This window comes from Antribacter sp. NEAU-D49 (assembly GCF_057158775.1).
This window is the reverse complement of record NZ_JBXTSN010000018.1, coordinates 1-16,758: the sequence shown is the minus strand read 5'-3', so window position 1 is coordinate 16,758 and position 16,758 is coordinate 1. Positions and strand designations below refer to the sequence as shown.

The 16,758-nt window shown below is 75.1% G+C and carries 19 protein-coding genes; 7 read left to right on the top strand and 12 right to left on the bottom strand.

Annotated features, from left to right (window positions below):
• The first annotated feature begins 20 nt into the window (after positions 1-20).
• The gene (locus AC060K_RS14515) at positions 21-497 is read left to right on the top strand and encodes a hypothetical protein (protein WP_483766110.1); all 477 of its coding nucleotides are present in this window, start codon (positions 21-23) and stop codon (positions 495-497) included.
• On the opposite strand, the gene AC060K_RS14510 is transcribed toward AC060K_RS14515, so the two are convergent.
• Both AC060K_RS14510 and AC060K_RS14505 read right to left on the bottom strand, forming a co-directional pair.
• Complete coding sequence (locus AC060K_RS14510; protein ID WP_483766109.1) at positions 487-1,107, bottom strand: transcriptional regulator; 621 nt, start codon at positions 1,105-1,107, stop codon at positions 487-489. The genes AC060K_RS14515 and AC060K_RS14510 overlap by 11 nt on opposite strands.
• Positions 1,104-1,493, bottom strand: a complete 390-nt coding sequence (locus AC060K_RS14505) for a DNA-binding protein (RefSeq protein ID WP_483766108.1) — start codon at positions 1,491-1,493, stop codon at positions 1,104-1,106. The genes AC060K_RS14510 and AC060K_RS14505 overlap by 4 nt, the downstream gene beginning before the upstream one ends.
• A gap of 57 nt (positions 1,494-1,550) precedes the next feature.
• Between AC060K_RS14505 and AC060K_RS14500 the strand changes: the two genes are divergently transcribed.
• The 3 genes from AC060K_RS14500 (at position 1,551) to AC060K_RS14490 (ending at position 3,750) form a co-directional block, all read left to right on the top strand.
• Positions 1,551-2,717 carry a PEP/pyruvate-binding domain-containing protein gene (locus tag AC060K_RS14500; protein ID WP_483766107.1) on the top strand — a complete coding sequence of 389 codons (1,167 nt, stop codon included), beginning with the start codon at positions 1,551-1,553 and terminating at the stop codon, positions 2,715-2,717.
• Between the two features lie 10 nt (positions 2,718-2,727).
• Positions 2,728-3,330 carry a histidine phosphatase family protein gene (locus AC060K_RS14495; RefSeq protein ID WP_483766106.1) on the top strand — a complete coding sequence of 201 codons (603 nt, stop codon included), beginning with the start codon at positions 2,728-2,730 and terminating at the stop codon, positions 3,328-3,330.
• A 114-nt stretch (positions 3,331-3,444) separates the two neighbouring features.
• The gene (locus AC060K_RS14490) at positions 3,445-3,750 is read left to right on the top strand and encodes a hypothetical protein (protein ID WP_483766105.1); all 306 of its coding nucleotides are present in this window, start codon (positions 3,445-3,447) and stop codon (positions 3,748-3,750) included.
• A 13-nt stretch (positions 3,751-3,763) separates the two neighbouring features.
• On the opposite strand, the gene AC060K_RS14485 is transcribed toward AC060K_RS14490, so the two are convergent.
• From AC060K_RS14485 to AC060K_RS14455, 7 genes are all read right to left on the bottom strand, one after another.
• A complete protein-coding gene (locus tag AC060K_RS14485; RefSeq protein WP_483766104.1) occupies positions 3,764-4,147 on the bottom strand; it encodes an ACT domain-containing protein in 384 nt (127 codons plus the stop codon).
• A gap of 48 nt (positions 4,148-4,195) precedes the next feature.
• Positions 4,196-4,819 carry a HEAT repeat domain-containing protein gene (locus AC060K_RS14480; RefSeq protein WP_483766103.1) on the bottom strand — a complete coding sequence of 208 codons (624 nt, stop codon included), beginning with the start codon at positions 4,817-4,819 and terminating at the stop codon, positions 4,196-4,198.
• An 81-nt stretch (positions 4,820-4,900) separates the two neighbouring features.
• The gene (locus AC060K_RS14475) at positions 4,901-5,602 is read right to left on the bottom strand and encodes a hypothetical protein (RefSeq protein ID WP_483766102.1); all 702 of its coding nucleotides are present in this window, start codon (positions 5,600-5,602) and stop codon (positions 4,901-4,903) included.
• Positions 5,599-7,164, bottom strand: a complete 1,566-nt coding sequence (locus AC060K_RS14470; protein WP_483766101.1) for a VWA domain-containing protein — start codon at positions 7,162-7,164, stop codon at positions 5,599-5,601. The genes AC060K_RS14475 and AC060K_RS14470 overlap by 4 nt, the downstream gene beginning before the upstream one ends.
• Before the next feature lie 20 nt (positions 7,165-7,184).
• Entirely contained in the window at positions 7,185-8,378 is a 1,194-nt protein-coding gene (locus tag AC060K_RS14465) for a hypothetical protein (RefSeq protein ID WP_483766100.1), read from the bottom strand.
• 135 nt (positions 8,379-8,513) lie between these two features.
• Positions 8,514-9,155 (bottom strand): dihydrofolate reductase family protein, encoded by a 642-nt coding sequence (locus AC060K_RS14460; protein ID WP_483766099.1) that lies wholly within the window; start codon positions 9,153-9,155, stop codon positions 8,514-8,516.
• A gap of 55 nt (positions 9,156-9,210) precedes the next feature.
• Entirely contained in the window at positions 9,211-10,809 is a 1,599-nt protein-coding gene (locus AC060K_RS14455; RefSeq protein WP_483766098.1) for a hypothetical protein, read from the bottom strand.
• A gap of 90 nt (positions 10,810-10,899) precedes the next feature.
• Here AC060K_RS14455 and AC060K_RS14450 point away from each other — a divergent pair, with 90 nt between their 5' ends.
• Positions 10,900-11,280 (top strand): MmcQ/YjbR family DNA-binding protein, encoded by a 381-nt coding sequence (locus AC060K_RS14450; protein WP_483766097.1) that lies wholly within the window; start codon positions 10,900-10,902, stop codon positions 11,278-11,280.
• A gap of 42 nt (positions 11,281-11,322) precedes the next feature.
• Here AC060K_RS14450 and AC060K_RS14445 read toward each other — a convergent pair whose 3' ends face one another.
• Together AC060K_RS14445 and AC060K_RS14440 are read right to left on the bottom strand one after the other, a co-directional pair.
• Complete coding sequence (locus AC060K_RS14445; RefSeq protein WP_483766096.1) at positions 11,323-12,321, bottom strand: hypothetical protein; 999 nt, start codon at positions 12,319-12,321, stop codon at positions 11,323-11,325.
• A 75-nt stretch (positions 12,322-12,396) separates the two neighbouring features.
• Positions 12,397-13,578, bottom strand: coding sequence for a sulfotransferase family protein (locus AC060K_RS14440; RefSeq protein WP_483766095.1), 1,182 nt, complete (start codon positions 13,576-13,578; stop codon positions 12,397-12,399).
• 78 nt (positions 13,579-13,656) lie between these two features.
• Between AC060K_RS14440 and AC060K_RS14435 the strand changes: the two genes are divergently transcribed.
• On the top strand, positions 13,657-14,784 hold the full coding sequence (locus AC060K_RS14435) for an FUSC family protein (protein ID WP_483766094.1): 1,128 nt from the start codon (positions 13,657-13,659) through the stop codon (positions 14,782-14,784).
• Between the two features lie 16 nt (positions 14,785-14,800).
• Here AC060K_RS14435 and AC060K_RS14430 read toward each other — a convergent pair whose 3' ends face one another.
• Positions 14,801-16,153 carry a serine/threonine-protein kinase gene (locus tag AC060K_RS14430; RefSeq protein WP_483766093.1) on the bottom strand — a complete coding sequence of 451 codons (1,353 nt, stop codon included), beginning with the start codon at positions 16,151-16,153 and terminating at the stop codon, positions 14,801-14,803.
• An 80-nt stretch (positions 16,154-16,233) separates the two neighbouring features.
• On the opposite strand from AC060K_RS14430, the gene AC060K_RS14425 reads away from it, so the two are divergent.
• A complete protein-coding gene (locus AC060K_RS14425) occupies positions 16,234-16,683 on the top strand; it encodes an SRPBCC family protein (protein WP_483766092.1) in 450 nt (149 codons plus the stop codon).
• Positions 16,684-16,758: the final 75 nt, after the last annotated feature.

Genomic DNA, 16,758 nt, shown 5'->3' with positions numbered 1-16,758 from the left:
CGCACACCCAGGGGAGAGAGATGACACAGGTACGCAAGGGCCTCGCAGGGACCCTCACCGCCGCGACGGCCGCGCTCGCATTCACCATCGGGTCGGCGGCGCCCGCGAGCGCCGCCCAGGGGTTCAACCTCAACACGCTGCCCGTCCACTCGTCGACCGACGGCACGGCGTACGCCGACGGGTCGGTCACGTTCCACAGCGCGACGAGCTTCACGGTGTCGTCACGCGTGCGTGACGCGTGCCCCGGCGACGGCGAGGGGGCCTACCTGTACGCCGTCATCACCTTCATGAGCGACGGCGGCTCGACCCGCCGGGTCAATGCGGACACCAACGGCTGCGGCACGGCCTACGTCTCGGACAGCATCCGGATCACGACGGAGCGCCGGATCCGGAACGTCCTCATCCTCCTGGAGGAGGTCGACGCCGACGGCGACGGCGGCGACCACCGCCTCGAGTCGGACCTGTCGACCGTCAAGGACAACCCCTTCACGGGCTGACCTCCGCACCACGGTCGATCCCGAGCGTCGCGACCAGGTCCTCGTGGAGCTCGAACCAGACGCGGTGGCAGGAGTCCACGTCGGTCCGGTCGACCCAGCCGGCCTCTCCGGCCCGCGCCCGCCGGAGGGCGGCGTCATACCTGTCCCGGTATCCGGCGAAGCGCGGCTGGACCGCCTCGAGCCGGTCTGCGAGCGGGGCGAGCGCGGACCCGACGGCGGTGAGCTCGTCGAGGACGCCCTCGTCCCAGGCCCTGTCTGTGTGGTCGTTCGCGGCGAGCGGGTCGCCGGGGCCGGGCCGGAGCTGCCAGTCGGTGCACGCCCGCTGGAGGCGGCCGTTGAGCGGCAGGAACTCCCGGTAGACCGCGGCGACCTCCGGCCGGGCGCCCGCCGAGTCCAGCGACGCCGCGAGGCCTCGCTCGTTCTCGGCCCGCCCGGCCCCTGTCAGCGACCAGCCGCCGACCCCGCCGAACGCGGAGTACGTCACCCAGCCCCGCGCCTCGTCGTCGAGCAGCAGGGACGCCGTCTCGTCCGGGTCGAGGCCGAACCGTCGGGCCACCGTCACCGTGTCGGCGAACCCGAGGATCCGCACCGCGTGCAGGACGAGGATCACGAGCCGCTCCCCGTGCGGCTCGTGAGCCGGTCGTAGCGTTGCTGGCAGGCCTGCGGCGAGCCGTACCCCATCGCGTCGGCGATCCGCGCCCAGGTGAGGCCCGCGGCGCGGGCGGTGAACAGCAGCCCCGCCTCGAGCCCGTCGACCTCCGCGCGCGCCGCAGGAAGCAGCGCGAGGGCGCTGAGCAGGTCCTCCGGGTCGAGCTCCGCGGAGCGCCACAGCGCGTAGTGCGCCAGGTCCACGGCCGACGGCGGGACGGGGCTGGGCCGCCAGGGCCGCGCCGCCAGGCGGCCCGCGCCGAGACCCACGAGGTGTCGCTGCGCCTCCTGCTCGCGGGCCGCCCGGGCCTGGTCGGCGGTCGCGGTGTCGTCGTGCTTGCGTGCCATGGGTACGACCCTGCAGAATCAACACATTGTTGTCAATATCGTGTTGAAGGGCGGACCATGCTCGTCGGGCTTTCCGACGCCACGGCCGGGACCTGTGGCGGCAAGGCGGCCACGCTCGGCACCCTGCTGCGGGCTGGCCTGCCGGTCCCCGACGGGTTCGTGGTCCCGTTCGCCGTGCACCGGGAGGCCGGCGGCAGCCCGGGTGCTCCGCTTCCCCGCGGGCTCCAGGACGCCCTCGCCCGAGGGCTCCGCGACCTCGGCGACGTCCCGGTCGCGGTGCGGTCGTCAGCGTCCGACGAGGACACCGCGGGCGGGTCCGCGGCCGGTCAGTACGAGACGGTCCTGGGAGCCGACGGCCCGGACCAGGTCGCCCGCGCGGTCCGGTCCTGCTGGGCGTCGCTCCGCTCCGACCGCGCGACGGCGTACCGCGGGACGGCGTACCGCGCGACGGCGTACCGCGGGACGGGCAGCCCAGCGATGGCGGTCCTGGTCCAGCCGCTGATCGACGCCGACGCCGCAGGTGTCCTCTTCACCCCCTCGGCGCACGGCGAGCCCACCGTGATCGAGGCGTCCTGGGGCCTGGGCCCCAGCGTGGTCGGCGGAACCGTGTCCCCCGACACCTACCAGGTCGCCCCCGACGGGTCCGTCACGAGCGTCGTCGCCGACAAGCGCACCCTCGTCGACCGCGACGGCCCGCAGCCCGTCCCCGCCGCCGACCGCGAGCGCCCCGCGCTCGACGACGCGACGGCCGCCGGCCTCGCCCGCCTCGGCCGGCGGGTCGCGGAGGTGGTGGGCGGTCCGCAGGACGTCGAGTGGGCTGTCGCGGGCGGGCGCGCCTGGGTCCTGCAGGCCCGCCCGGTCACGGCGGCTCTCCCGACGCCCGACGACGCCCGTGCCACCCCGCCCGGCGCCCTCACCGGGACGCCCGGCAGCTCCGGGGTCGCGACCGGCACCGTGCGGGTGGTCCGCGAGCCCGCCGACTTCTCCCGCGTGCGCCCGGGGGACGTCCTGGTGTGCCCCTTCACCGATCCCGCCTGGACCCCGCTGCTGCGCATCGCCGCAGCGGTCGTCACCCAGGCCGGCGGCGTGCTGTCGCACGCGGCGATCGTCGCCCGGGAGCTCCGCATCCCGGCCGTCCTGGGCGTCGCCGACGTCACCACGACCCTGCGCGACGGCGACCGGGTGAGCGTCGACGGCGCCGCCGGCACCGTCACCCGCACCTGAGAGGACCCTCATGGGAACCCGCCACCTGTATGTCGCCCGCCACGGTGAGGCCGACGCGTTCGGCGAGCTGACCGACGTCGGACGGCGGCAGGCCGGGCTGCTGGGCGAGCGCCTCGCCGCCGTCCGTGTGGACGTGGTGCGGCACTCGCCGTTCCCTCGCGCCGCGGCCAGCGCACGGGAGGTCGCCCGCCACCTGCCGCCGGGCACGCCGGTGACGGTGGCGGCCGAGCTCGTGGACCACGTGCCCTACGTCCCCGGCCCGGACGAGGTGCCGGGGCCGTGGGCCGGGTTCTTCGACGGGTACGACGCCGCTGAGGCGGAGGCCGGGCACCGCACCGCCGAGCGGCTGGTCGCCCGCTTCCTCGACGTGCCGGCCCCGGACCAGGACACGCACGAGGTGCTGATCACGCACGGCTTCCAGGTCGCCTGGATGGTGCGGCACGCCCTCGGCGCGCCGCCCGCCCGCTGGCTCGGGCTGGACAGCGGCAACACGGCGCTGACGGTGATCGAGCTGCGCCCCGGGCTGCCACCCGGCGTCGTGACGTTCAACGACATGAGCCACCTGCCCGCCGGGCTGCGCTGGACCGGCTTCCCGGGTGCGCGCCGGCCGTGAGCCTGCCCCGCCGGAGGTGGAGCCTCGCAGGCGGCGTGGCCATGGCTTTCACGGCGTCGCCCGCCTAGGCTGGAACCGACCTCCTTCTGCCGACGACGACGCGGCGGTGAGCACATGACCTGGAGCTTCTTCCCGGCCCGGCACGAGCCGGTGCCCGACCCGCTGGTCACGCTGCGCCTCCAGGTGCGGCTCGGCGAGCTGGCCGCCGAGCTGCGCCGCGTCGAGGAAGACCCCGGCGTCTATGCGCGGGCGCACCACTGGTTCGCGGCGCAGGGCGCGTACGACGCCCTGCTGCGCGAGGCCTGCCGTCTCGCCGGCCTGCCCACGCGGGCGGCGCCCCTGCGTGCCGACGAGCGGGCCGCCGCCGAGGAGCGGCTGCGCGAGGAGCTCGAGCTCAGCTCGCGCGGCTGGTCGTGGTGAGCCCTGCCGCCCGCTAGCGCCGCGAGCCGCCGACGGCCTTGGCGTCCACCGGGTGGCCCGCCTCCCGCAGGACGTCGACCGCCGCCTCCAGCCGGTCCTCCGGGACCAGGACGAGGTCGGCGTGGAACGTCGACGACACGAGCGCCTCGATCCCCGCCTCCGCGAGCGGCCCGACGACCGACGCGAGCACCCCCGCCACGCGCGCCCGTCGTGGGTCACCGTAGAGGCCGGCCCAGCGTTCGCCGTCGGGCGCGAAGGGGGAGGCGTGCCGCAGCACCGTCAGCCCCTCCGGCGCGCGCACGAGCGCGACCCACTCGTCGTCCTCGGGAAAGACCGCACCGGCCTGGTGCTCCAGGACGAACCGGTCGGGCAGCACCTGCAACGACAGCTCAGACATGCCGGGAAGCCTACGGTCGGCCACTGACGCCGGCGCCCCGCACCCCGCTCAGCCGCGCAGCTCGGGATGCTTCTCCTCGATCGCCCGCATCGCGTCGCGCACCACGCCGATGAAGGCGGTATCGCTGCTGAAGAGGCCGCGGACCCGCGCCAGCACGCCGCCCTTCTTGAGCAGCGGCGCGTACGCGCGCACGTCGCCGATCTCCCCCAGCGAGCGGGCCGCGGCCTGCCGCACCTCCGTGGCCGGGTCGTCGAGCGCACGGATCAGCAGGTCGATCGTGCCGGCGTCCGTCGCGACGGACAGGCACTGCGCACCCTTGGCACGCACCGTCGGGTCCTTGTCGGTGGACAGGAGCCGGCGGGCGTGGGGCAGCGCACGGTCGGGTGCGATCGCCGCGAGGGCCACCATGGCGACCGTCCGGTCGATCGGGTTCTCGCTGCGCAGGACCCGCTCCACCAGAGCCCAGGCGCGGGTGAGCCGCTGCTCGCCGGCGGCGAGCACGGCGCCGTTCAGCGCGCCGCTGTCCAGCATCGGGTCGGACAGCGCGCTGAGCACCACGGCCTCGACCCGAGGGTCGTCCACGTGGGCGAGCGCCATCAGGGCGTCACCGCGCCGCCTCGCGTAAGGGTCCGCGGCGATGAAGAGCAGGTCGTCGATGTCCCGCGTCGGCATGTGGGCCATGGTGGCAGCGCACCGCACCGGGGACAAGGGTGATCATCACGGGCATCCCGCCCGGGCCGGCGGCGCGCGCGATCAGTGGAAGATCGCCAGCACGGGGTCCACGACAAGGATCCCGTGCTTGGCGTCCCACTCCTGGACGCGGCCGACGCACCGCGCCCGGAGCCGTGTCCCGGCCTTGCGGCGGAACGGACCGTCCACCTTCACGCGCGCCATCGCCTCACCCGACGGGTGCGGGCCGAGCACGCCCTCCAGGGCCTGGGGCCTACCGTCCTTCTCGCTCACCTCGAACCGGCCCGTCAGCACGACGTACTGGTCCAGCGCCAGCTCGCTCAGACGCTCCACCGGCTCCGGGAAGTACCGGGCCGCCTGCCGGTCGAGCCGCATCCTGAGCGTCTCCAGGTCGACGTGCACGAGGCGCCCGCGTTCCTGCAGCGAGCGGATCACCGGCTGGAGCACGGCCATCGGCTGGTCGGACTCCAGCGCCTTCACGACCAGCTGCTCGGAGTGCTCCGCACCCGCGCCCGAACCCGGCGCCGACGGCGGTTCGAGCCGCACCCGCCCGGCCCGGCGGACGGTCTTCTCCACCTCTCGCTGGACGTCCCGGCTCAGCTGCCGGTAGTGCTCGAGAACCTGGTTCTCATCCAGGTAGAGGCAGGCGCTGTCGAGCGGGGGCGCCGCCACCCGCCGCTCCGCGCGACGGTAGAGGGCCACGCACAGCGCGGTCCCGAGCAGCGCGGCCAGGGCCACCGAAGCGGCCACGATCACCGTGGTCATCCGTGGTCCCCCTCGCAGCCGCGGGCCTCCTGGAACGCAGCCCGCAGGGAGGCCGGGTCGGCGTCGAGCCGACGCCCGCCGGTCTCGTCCGCGACCCGCTGCAGCTCCGCCTCGTCGGCGTCGCCGTACCGGACCGTGAAGGTCGGCACCGCGCGGACGTCGTCGGGCAGCGACCGGTACCTCGCCATGAAGTCGTCGAGGCTCATGCCCGCGTTGTTCTCGCCGTCGGTGAGCAGCATGATCAGGACCGGCCGGTCCGGCTCGGCCGCGAGGCTCTGCGCGGCGAGGGCGTAGCCGTGGTCGAGCGCCGACCAGACGGCGGTGCTCTCCGCGAACAGGTCCTCGGCCACGAACGCGTTCAGCTCGGCCAGCGTGCCCTCGCCGCCCACGACGAACTCCCGCTCGCTGAGCACGCCGTCGCCGAACCGCACGATCGTCAGCTTCTCCCCCTGGTAGAAGCGGACCCATCGCCCGTCGGCCGAGCGGTCGCCACCGCTCAGCCCGGCGAGCGCCTGCCGCAGGCCCTCGATGCGCTCGCCGCGCATCGAGCCGGAGAAGTCCAGGACGAAGATCGTGCGCCGTGGGGTGCGCGCCTCGTAGGCCGCGACGAGCGCGTCCACCGTGGCCGCCTCGGCGGGGAAGCTCAGCACGCTTCCCGTGTCGACGGCGAGCTCGGGCGACAGCGGGACCTCCCGGGAGACCGGCCGCCGCCGGGTCTCCTCCATGATCAGCCGCTGCCCGCGGTCGCTCGTGAGCCAGTCCACGACCGTCTCGTACTCCTCGCGGTGGCGCTCGTCGAGCAGCATGAGCGGGTAGTCGGCCATGACGGTGCCGTCGTACGGCCGGACCAGCTCCAGCGGTTCGGCGAGCTCCTCGGACAGGCCCAGCAGCACGGACTCGTACCCGATGAGCGCGTCGACGTCGCTGCCGGCGTCGGCCACGTCGCGCGCGTACGCGTCCACGAGCTCCTGCGACGACGGGGCCGACAGCGTCTGCCCGCTGAAGAACCCCTCGATACGGCTGCACTCCAGGTCCCCCGGCTGGAGCGCGGTCCCCGTCTGGGCGGCTGCGGTCGCCACGCCCACGAGCGCAGCCAGCCCGCTGAAGCTGCTCCTCGGGTCTGCGAGGCCGAACTGCACGGTCCCGGCAGCGGCCGCGTCGGCGACGTCGGCCCAGGTCAGGTGCGCGGGATCCTGCGCCGTCGCCCGGAGCGCCGCGGCGGCGTCGGGCCGGAGACCGACGACGACGGGAGTGCGCATGACCGGCTCAGCGGGCGGGAGCGGCTCGTCGTCGGGCCAGGCACCGCCCTCCAGCCGCAGCTCGACGTCGGACGCGAGCCACGCCAGGTCGTGGTCGCCGGAACGCAGCTCCCGGGCGGCGGCGAGCGTGCCCTGGGTGTCGAGGTCCAGCCGCACCCCCGTGTCCTCCTCCAGCGCGTCGAGAACGGGCCCCAGGTCGGCAAGCTCCGAGCTCGCGACCACCCGCAGCACCGTCGGACCCGGTCGCGGCGCCGACGTGCACGCCGCCAGGACGCAGAGCACGACAGCGACGGCGGTCGCCACCACCCCACGTCCCGGTGCCCTCACGAGCAACCGCCCATCGTCAGCTCCGCCAGCGCGGCGTAGTCCGTGGGGAACTCCACCAGGGTCCCGCCCTCCTCAGGAGGCTGGGGCACGCCGAGCTCGGCGAGCCGGTCGAAGAGGACCTCGGTCCCGGCGGCCTCGCCCGGGCCGTCGTCGTAGACCCGGTAGCCGAGCTCGATCATCAGGCTCCGGAGGCCGGGATCCGTGGCGAGCAGCTCGCCGAGCGCCTTGCCGTCGTCGGTGAACGCGAGCAGCTCGGGGTGCGACCGGAACGTGGGGTCCGGGTACAGCAGCACCCGGTCCAGGTCGAGCGGCTGCCCCGCCGCCCGCAGGGCGATCTGCTCCTTGAGGTACTGGTGCTCGTACATGACCACCACCGGGGCGTCCTCCGAGCCGGTGCCGCGCCAGAAGTTGGCGCCGAGGTCCTCGCCCGCGAGGCCTTCGGCGGCGAACAGCGGCCGGAGCGTGGCCGCGACCTCGGCGGTCTGGGTCTCGTCCGTGAGCGGCAGGTCGCCGTTCGCGGCGTAGGCGGCGAGCACGAGCCAGGAGCTCGCGGAGTTCGAGTCGCACACGCCGGAGGTGCGGGCGAAGATCAGGTTCCCGCTGTCGATGCCGTAGTCCCGCCAGCGGTGCTTGTGCAGACCGAGGTCGACGAACGCGCCGACGTCGAGGGTGTAGTAGAGCGGCTCCTCGCCGGCCCGCGCCGGGACCCGGCCCGCCGCCCCCGCCTGCACCAGGGCCTCGGCATGCGCACGGTCCGTACCCAGGACCACGGGGCTGCCGAAGAGGTCGAAGTCCTCGGCCTCGAGCTCCGACCTGATCCGCTCGGAGGCCTCGCGCCCGGACGGGAAGGCGAAGTCGTAGCCCTCGGCTCGGGTGTCGACGATGTGCTGGGCGACCTCGCGCGAACCACCCAGGCGGCGAGCCGTCACGGTGAACCCGTGGCGTTCGAGCGCCACCTGGACCTGGGGGTCCTCGAAGAAGTCGGCCTTCGACGACATGGCCCCCGCCACCGTCACCTGGTTCTGGAGGTCCACCAGCGCGACCCCGCCCACCGCCGCCGCGACCAGCGCGACGCCGAGGAGCACGCCGGCCGCCCGCCCGTAGGGGCCGGGCCAGAACGGCCGGGGCCGCACCACGTGCACCTCGGGCTCCGCGACGACACGGCTGCCCGACGAGGTGTCAGCGGCCACTCGGGTGATACCTCCGCCTCGAGGACGATGTCTGGTACATGCCAGTGTGGTCCACTTTGTCCCGAGCGGGGAAGGCAGGCGCGCAGCGGCACCGAACGTTCATCCCGGCGCTACCTCGCGGCCATGCAGGGCCCGTCAGGCGCCCTCGACGCCCCGGTCGGGGGCAGCCATGTCTCCCGTGGCCGGCGTGCCGTCCGCGAGACCGTAGCGCAGGTACACGGTGCCCTGGGGACTCGCCACGGGCGGCTCGAGGAGCGTGATGTTGGTGGGCACCGCGCCGCCGTCGAACACCTTCTTGCCGACCCCGAGGACGATCGGGTGCACCCAGAGGTCGAGGCGGTCGAACAGCTTCTCGCGCAGGAGGGTCTGCACCAGGTCCAGGCTGCCGACCACCTTGATGTTCTCGTGCCGGTCACGGAGCTCGCGCACCGCGGCGGGCAGGTCCGGGCCGAGCTGCGTCGAGCCGGCCCAGGAGAGGTCGGGCGTCCCGCGCGACGCGACGTACTTGGGGATGCTGTTGAACAGCGTGGCGATGGTGTTGTCCTCGCCGCCCTCGTAGCGGGGCCAGTAGGCGGCGAAGATGTCGTACGTGCGCCGGCCGAGCAGCAGAGCGTCCGTGCCCTCGTACGCGGCGCCGACCTGTGCCCCGGAGACGTCGTCGAGCAGCGGCGCCTGCCAGCCGCCGAACGGGAACCCCTCCGGGTCCTCGTCGGGCCCGCCGGGCGCCTGCGCCACGAGGTCGAGGGTCGCGAACAGCTCGATCTGGATGATTCCCATGGTTGCTCCCTGAGTCGGTCTGGTCACGGGGATAGACCAGCCGACCCCGGGAAACTCATCGCGACGGCGCCCCCGAGCCGGACACCTCGCGCACCGGCGTCGTCACCGACACGATCACCAGCGCGCAGGCCAGGGCGTAACCCGCGACGGTCAGCCCGTCGAGCAGGAGGAGTCGACGGAGCATCGCGGAGTCCCCGGCGAGGGCGCCGAACGACGAGACCGCCAGCACGCCGAGCAGCACCGCCGCGACGATCCGGGAGGTCCGGCCCGCGTGCCCGAGGAGGGCGGCGGCCGCGACGGCGGCGAGCGCCGGGACGGTCTCGGCGACGAAGGTGCCGAACGTCGGGTCACGCGCGTAGACCATCCGGGACGGGTCGGCGAGCAGCGCCAGCGGGGAGACCAGGAGCAGAGGCGGCACGACGGCGGCCCAGCGCAGCACCGTCGCGGTGCCGCCGGTGTGCGCGGCTGCCGCCCAGGCGAGCCCGAGCGACACCGCGAACGCGGCCACCGGCAGGTAGGGCTGCGCGTCGAAGCCGAGCACCCCCGGCCCGGTGCCCACCCCGCCGAGGAGCGCTCCCCCGGCGACGAGGCCCGCGAACGCGCTCGCGACGGCGAGCACCGGCCGGGACCCCCACGTCGCGGCGCCGGCGACGAGGGCGGCGGCGGCAGGCAGCGCCGCGTCGGCGAGGAACATGATCAGCACGTCGGCCCCCGCGGCGCCGGGCCGGATCCCGGGCCCGTAGGCGAACATCCTCGGTAGCCCGAGCAGCAAGGTCAGGACCACGACGGCGAGACCGGCTCCCGGGACGAGGAGAGCGGTCCGACCGGCGGTTCCCGCGGCGGACGGGGCGAGGGCAGCCGGGGTCCGGCCCCCGGCGTCCGTGGTCCGGCCCGCGGCCGCCTCCTCGGGCGGAGTCCGCAGCGCGGCGACCGCGCCGCACACCACGCTGGCGGCGAGCACGGCGAGAGGCAGGGCTCGGAGCGGGCCCGGCCCGGCGACGGCGTCGGGCCCCCTCGCCGTCGCGAGCGGCCGGAGGCTGTCGCTCGCGACCCACGCGAGGAGCGCGGTGCCCGCGAGGCGGGCGCCCTTGCCCGGCAGCCCCAGCAGCGCCGCAGCGCCCACGGCCGCGAGAAGGCCGAGCCCGCCTCCGCCCAGCAGGGCGTACAGGAGCAGGGCCGACGCACCTGCCGTGAGGACGCCCAGGGACCCGGCGAGCGAGGCGAGGAGGATCGGCACCAGCCCGACCCACGGACGCGGACGGGCGCGGGTCAGGTCCCACCAAGCGAGACCGATCCCGGCCAGGCCGAGCAGGAGCTGCACCGCAGCCTGCCCGAACCCGGCCCACCCGCTGCCGGACGGCACCCCGCCCGCCGCGACCACGCCCATGGTGGTCACCGCGCACAGGTGCAGCCCCGTCACCACCGTCGCCACGAGGAGGAACGTGCGCGACCGGCGGGTCACTGCGGCCGCGGCGAGCACGAGGCCTGGCAGGACCGACGCTCCGGCCGCAGCCGACATCACGGCCCTCGTCTCGGCGTAGTAGCCGGAGGTCAGCAGGTCGAGCGGCAGCTGCAGCCAGCCGTACCCGAGGAGCAGGAGCGTGGCGGCGAGCGTGAGCCGCCGGGCGGCCGTCGCAGTCAGTGGCGTGAGCACGCGGCGAGCATCCCAGAGATCAGCGGCCCGGCATTCCAGGCACGCCCGCGTGCCGGTCCTCGTGTCGGTGGCTGGTGGGAGACTCCTGCCGTGGCTGAGCGAGCACCTATCCCCGCCGACGTCGTGAGTCGGCTCGGCAGCATCTTCGAGCGTCTCCCGCAGTGCGTGGAGCGCGACGCGTGGACGGGCGTGGCCTGGAAGGTCAGCGACGCCACGGTCGCGCACGTGTTCGGGGGCGAGGACGGCCTGGTCCGGGTCACGTTCCGCGCCGAGCCCGACGAGGTCGAGGCGTTCGCTCATCTCGGCGGGCCGTACTTCAAGGCGGAGTGGGGAAGCAACGTCGTGGGCCTGGTGCTCGATGCGGGCACGGACTGGGACGAGCTCACCGAGCTGCTCACCGACTCCTACTGCCTCCAGGCGCCGGAGCGCCTCGCCGCCCAGGTGGACCGCCCGGACCGGCAGGACGCCTGACGGGGCCGCCCTGCGACGGGGCCGCTCCGCACGACGGGCGGCTCAGAACGCCCCGCCGGGCGTCAGCAGACCGGTCACCAGCACGACAACAGCGATCGCGGCAGCGACCAGCCCGAACCGCAGCACCCAGCCCCAGCGGGACTCGGGCTCCCGGGCGAGGCGGGCGCCGCCGTCGGGCACCGGGAGGGAGCCGAGTCCCGGCAGCGCCGGTACCAGGCCCGCGACCAGCCGGGCGACCCGTTGCCAGGTGGGCGCGTCGGGGACGGACAAGGGCCGCGCCGCGTAGAGGAACAGCCAGCCGCCCACGATCTCGACGTCGAATCCCTCTCCGTGCTCGACGAGGGACGCGAGCACCTCCGGCGGGAGCCCGCCGTCGGCCACGTCGAGGCCCGCGGGCGCGTAGAGGGTGAACGACCTGCCGGCCTCCCCGCCGAGCGTGCGCCGCTGGCCGTCGTCGACGGTGCCGGTGAGGGCGGTGCGGAACAGGCTGGTGGCCGCACGGCTCGCGAGCACCAGGTGCGGGCCCGCGCCGCCGAGCCGCACGGCGACGTACCCGCAGCGGTACTCGTCCTCGGCACGGTCCACGACCACGACGTTGCCCACCTCGATCGGCCGCTCCCGCTCCCCGCTCACCACGTCCGTCACGCGGGCGTCCGGGTAGGCCGCGAACAGCGTGCCGGGAAGGGGCGGGCCGGTACGCCGCGCCTGGTACCGCAGCCCGTTGGCCCGGGCGAACCGCGTGAGGACGGACGCCCTGCGGTCGGCGGCCAGCTGTCGCACGATCGTCAAGAGTCCCCACGGCGACACGAGCAGGGTCGTGACCAGCGGGAGGGTCGCGTCGCCGTCGGCCAGGACCGTGGCGACAAGCCACGCGGGCGGCACCACCACCGCGACCACCGCGACGACGGCGCTCAGGAGCGAGCGTCCCGGCCCGCGACCAGCGGCACCGCCCGGGTCCGGGCGCCCGAGGTCCGGGCGCCCGAGGGCACGCAGGCCGGCCGGCCCCGGGCGCACCGTCAGAGGGCTGGTGTCAAGCTCCATGGGTCCTCCGCTGTGGGTACACGAATGGTCGCTGTTCCGCGCCAGGCGACCCTACGTGTACCCACAGCGGGCGGCTCACACCCGGTAACCCTCGAACGCTGCCGCGACCTTCTCCTCGTCCAGCCCGTAGCGCGCGAGGGTGTAGCGGTGGCCGCGGTGCCCGGTCCGGTCGAGGGCGGCGGCGAGGTTCGCGTCGTCGGTCTCGCCCCAGGCCATCCCGAGGCGGTCGAACACGCCGCGCATCACCGTCTCGGGAGACGCGACCAGGTCGTCGTAGACCACGTCGACCACCGCGTCGTCCGGCAGCTGCGCCCGCTGGGCGAGTGCCCGCGCCACGCCCCCCGCGGCCATGGCGAGCCAGTCGCGGCCGATGCGCTCCAGGTCCACCTGGCCCGGCCGCAGGAAGATCCGGTGCGCGGCCTCCGCCATGGAGCACCCCGAGGCGACGGCGGCGGCCGGCGCGCGGTGCGTCCAGACGAACCGCGCGCCCGGGAAGGCCCGCAGGATCTCGGGCATCCGCCAGAGGTCCGCAGGGTGCTTGAGGACCCACCGGTCCGGCGCCTCCCCCGCGGCCATGACCTGCAGGGCGTCGCGCAGGAAGCGGTAGTCCTCGGTCAGGTCGGCGCCCGCGAGGTGCTCGAGGTAGCGCGGCAGGGTCCCGGAGGTGGCGTGCAGCTCGCTGTGGGCGCGCAGGAAGAAGTCCTCCTCCTCGCTCTCGGCGATGAGCGGGTGCACGTCGGCCCAGTCGGGGTTGATCTTCGCCACCATGGCGTACCGCTTGCGCGTCTCCTCGATCAGCCGGGCCCGCTCGGCGGCCAAGCGCGGCAGGCCCGGGTGGGTCATCTCCCAGAGCCGCGGGCCGCGACTGCCCGGCGAGCGGGCGATCAGGTTGTACGTGAGGGTGGTCCCCGTCCGCGCCAGGCCGACGACGAACACCGGCGCGTCCACAGGCTCGTCCCGCACGTCCGGCCGCAGGGCCTGGAGCTCTCGCACGACGGCACGGTTCAGCACGCGCGACCGGACCTGGTCCTGCGAGCCCTTCCAGCCGAACGCGCTGAGGCGCGAGTCCGCCGCACGGTCCGCGAGCAGGAGCCGGAGGCTGTCCAGCCCGGCCAGGTCCTCCGGGGTGAGCGGCACGTGGGAGCGTTGGGCGTCGGCGAGCATCTGGTCGTAGACCGTGTCGGGGTCCCTCCGGGTGCGCAGGCCGGGGGCCAGCACGACGTTGAGCAGGCGGAGCAACGGTGCAGTTCTGGCCATACCGGACATACTGCCCAGGCTGTGCGCGAGGGGCAAGCCACCCGGCGACCACACGCCGGGCCCCGTAGCGTCTCAAGGATGGACGAACGGCTGAACGGAGTCCTCGAGCAGGCACGCCGCTCCCGGGCCGGCCGGCTGGCCCAGGGAGCACACCGGCTGTGGGTGCTGCACCCCACGTGGTCGGTCGCCCTCAAGGGCGCCGTCGCCGCGGCCCTCGCCTGGTTCCTCGGCCAGCTCGCGCCACCACCGTTCTCCGAGTACCCCTACTACGCGCCGCTCGGAGCCGTGGTGGTCACCACCAGCACGCTCGCCCGCTCCGCGCGGACGGGACTCCAGGCCGCGGCGGCCATCCTGGTCGGCGCCGCCATCGCCCGCGTGGTCGACCTCGCCGTCGAGCCGGGCGTCGTAGCCATCGCGCTCGCCGTCGGCCTCGCTCTCCTCTGCGCCGGGTGGGACCTCCTCGGGGAGATGGGCAGCTGGGCCGTGACGTCAGCGCTGTTCGTGCTCATCATCGGCGCGTCGGACCCCGCCGAGTTCGTGGGCGCGTACGCCGGGCTCGTCGCGGCCGGGGCAGTCGTCGGCATCGGGGTGAACCTGGCGTTCCCACCGCTCCCCCTCACCCCGTCCGAGCTCGCGCTCGACCGGCTCCGTGACGTGCTCGTCGAGCAGCTCGACCTGCTGGCGGACGGGCTCGACCGCGAGGTGCCGCCGTCGCAGGACGAGTGGCGCGAACGGCGTCGGTCCATCGAACCGACGCGCGCCCAGGCCCGGGAGGCCGTCGCGCAGGCGCGCGAGGCGGTGCGCGCCAACCGCAAGGCCCGCCGCTACCGCGACTGGGCCACGTCCCAGCTGCGCCGGGCGGGCGCGCTCGGGACGGCGGCCGACGTGGTGGACGGGATCACCCGGCTCGTCCTGGCCTGGGAGACGCGCGACCGCGACGACCTGGCGCTGGGCGCGCCCCTGCGCCCCGTCGCCGCCGACGCCTTCCGGGCGCTCGCCCAGGTCCTCCGGACGCTCGGCCGTGAGGGCGTGGACGCCGGCTCCCGGGACGCCCTCGACGCGGCCACCGACGAGCTGCGTCGCGGCGTGCGCACCGTCCGCGCGGGCAGCGACCAGGACTACTTCGTCGCCGGCGCCCTCGTCCTGGAGCTGCGGCGCGCCGCGGGCGCGCTCGGGGCGCTCGGGGCGGCGCCCGGCGCGGAGTAGCGGGTGCGCTGCGGGCTCAGGCCGCCGCCCGGACCGCGTCGATCGCCTCACGGATCCGGGCGGCCGCAGCGGCGTCCAGGGCGCCGGCCCGCTCGAGCTCGTCGAGCTTCCTGGCGAGCTCGTCGACCTTCTTGACCAGCTCGTCCGGCTTCTGCTCCTCGGCCTTCTTGCCGAGGTCGCGGGCCTGATTCACGAGGTCCGCGGCGGCCTTCTCGTCAAGCTCCCCCTCGGTACGAGCCTGTCGCACCGCGTCCTGGAGCCCGTCCACGGCGGCGGTCAGGCTCCCCGGCTCGCCGGCTCCCGGCGTCGTAGGGGCGGACGATACGGCGGGGGCCGACGTCTCCCCCGCGGAGCCGCCGACGCCGCCGGGGCTCCGGTCCGCCAGGCGGTCGCCTGCGATCCACCACAGTCCCGCGAGCAGGAGCAGGACGGCGAGCCCCGCACCGATCGGCACCAGCGCACGGCGCGGGAGGCCGCTGCGCTCGGTCGAGGGCGGCGGAGGCGGCGGCGGCTGAGGTGATGGCGACGCGGCGGGCAGAACGGCGGTCGGGTCGAGCGGCGTCGTCGGGCCCAGGAGCCGGGCGACGGCGCTCGCCCGCCGTCCGGGCTCCTTCGCCAGCAGACCGTCGACGACGTCGTCCACCCAGGCCGGTACGTCGGGCCGCCGGTCGCGGACCCGGGGCGGAGGTTCCTCGAGGTGCAGGCGCAGCAGGCCCATGGGGTGCTCGGCCAGGAAGGGTGGCTGCCCGGTCAGCATGGCCATGAGCACGCAGCCCAGGGAGTACAGGTCGCCCGCCGCGGTCGCGGCCTCGCCCCGGGCCTGCTCCGGCGACAGGAAGGCCGCGCTGCCGATGATGTTCCCCGTGGCAGTCAGCCGGCCCGCCGTGGCCTCGGCGAGCCGCGCTATCCCGAAGTCCACCACCTTCAGCCGCCCGCCCTGGTCGAGCATCAGGTTCCCCGGCTTCACGTCGCGGTGCACCAGTCCGACCTGGTGGACGGCCTCGAGCCCTTCCGCCGCCTGCCTCGCCAGCCGGAGGGCAAGTTCCACCGGGAGCTGCCCCCGCTGCTCGATGAGCCCCGCCACCGTCGGCCCCGACAGCATCTCCATGACGAGGAACGCAACGCCGCCCTCCACGCCGGCGTCGTAGACGGCAACCACGTGGGGGTGCGACAACGCCGCGGCCGCGGTCGCCTCGCGGCGGAACCGCTCCGCCGCCAGAGCGTCGCCCGCCGCCCCGACGTCGAGCACCTTCAGCGCCACCTCACGGCTCAGCACCCGGTCGTGGCCGGCCCAGACCTCGCCCATGCCGCCGCGGGCGATCGCCTCGCGCAGCTCGTAGCGCCCAGCAAGAACCTGGCCCGGAGTCATGCCGTCATCATGCCGGAACACCCACCGTCGCCCGCCTTCCCGCGGGCGCGGTACGGTCGTCCCGAGGAACGGGGGTAGCGATGAGCACCGACGCCACGCGGCACACCGTCACCGCGACCACGCACATCGCCGAGCCGCCGGAGCGGGTGTGGGCCGAGCTCATGCACCCCGGGGCACGGTGGGTGCTGGGCGCCAACCTGGAGACCGACTTCCGGCCGGGCAGCCCGATCACGTTCGAGGGGCACTTCTTCGGGCGCGTCTTCGCCGACAAGGGCGAGGTGATCGCCGTCGAGCGGCCCCGCCTCCTGCACTTCACGCACTTCGCGCCGCTGAACGGCCTGGAGGACGTCCCCGAGAACTACCACGAGATCCGCATGACGCTCGCGCCGGACGACGGCGGCACCCGCGTCACCGTGGTCCAGGAGAACATCCTCGGCGAGCGGTACGCGGCCGCCGCCGAGGGGTACTGGAAGGACGCCCTGGCCACGCTGGCGCACCGGGACGACGGGACCCGCACGTCACACAGCTGAGGTGGCCGCGGGGTCGGGGGGGGGGGGGGGGGGGGGGGCGCCCCCCCCCCCCCCCCCCCCCCGCCTGCGGCGGGC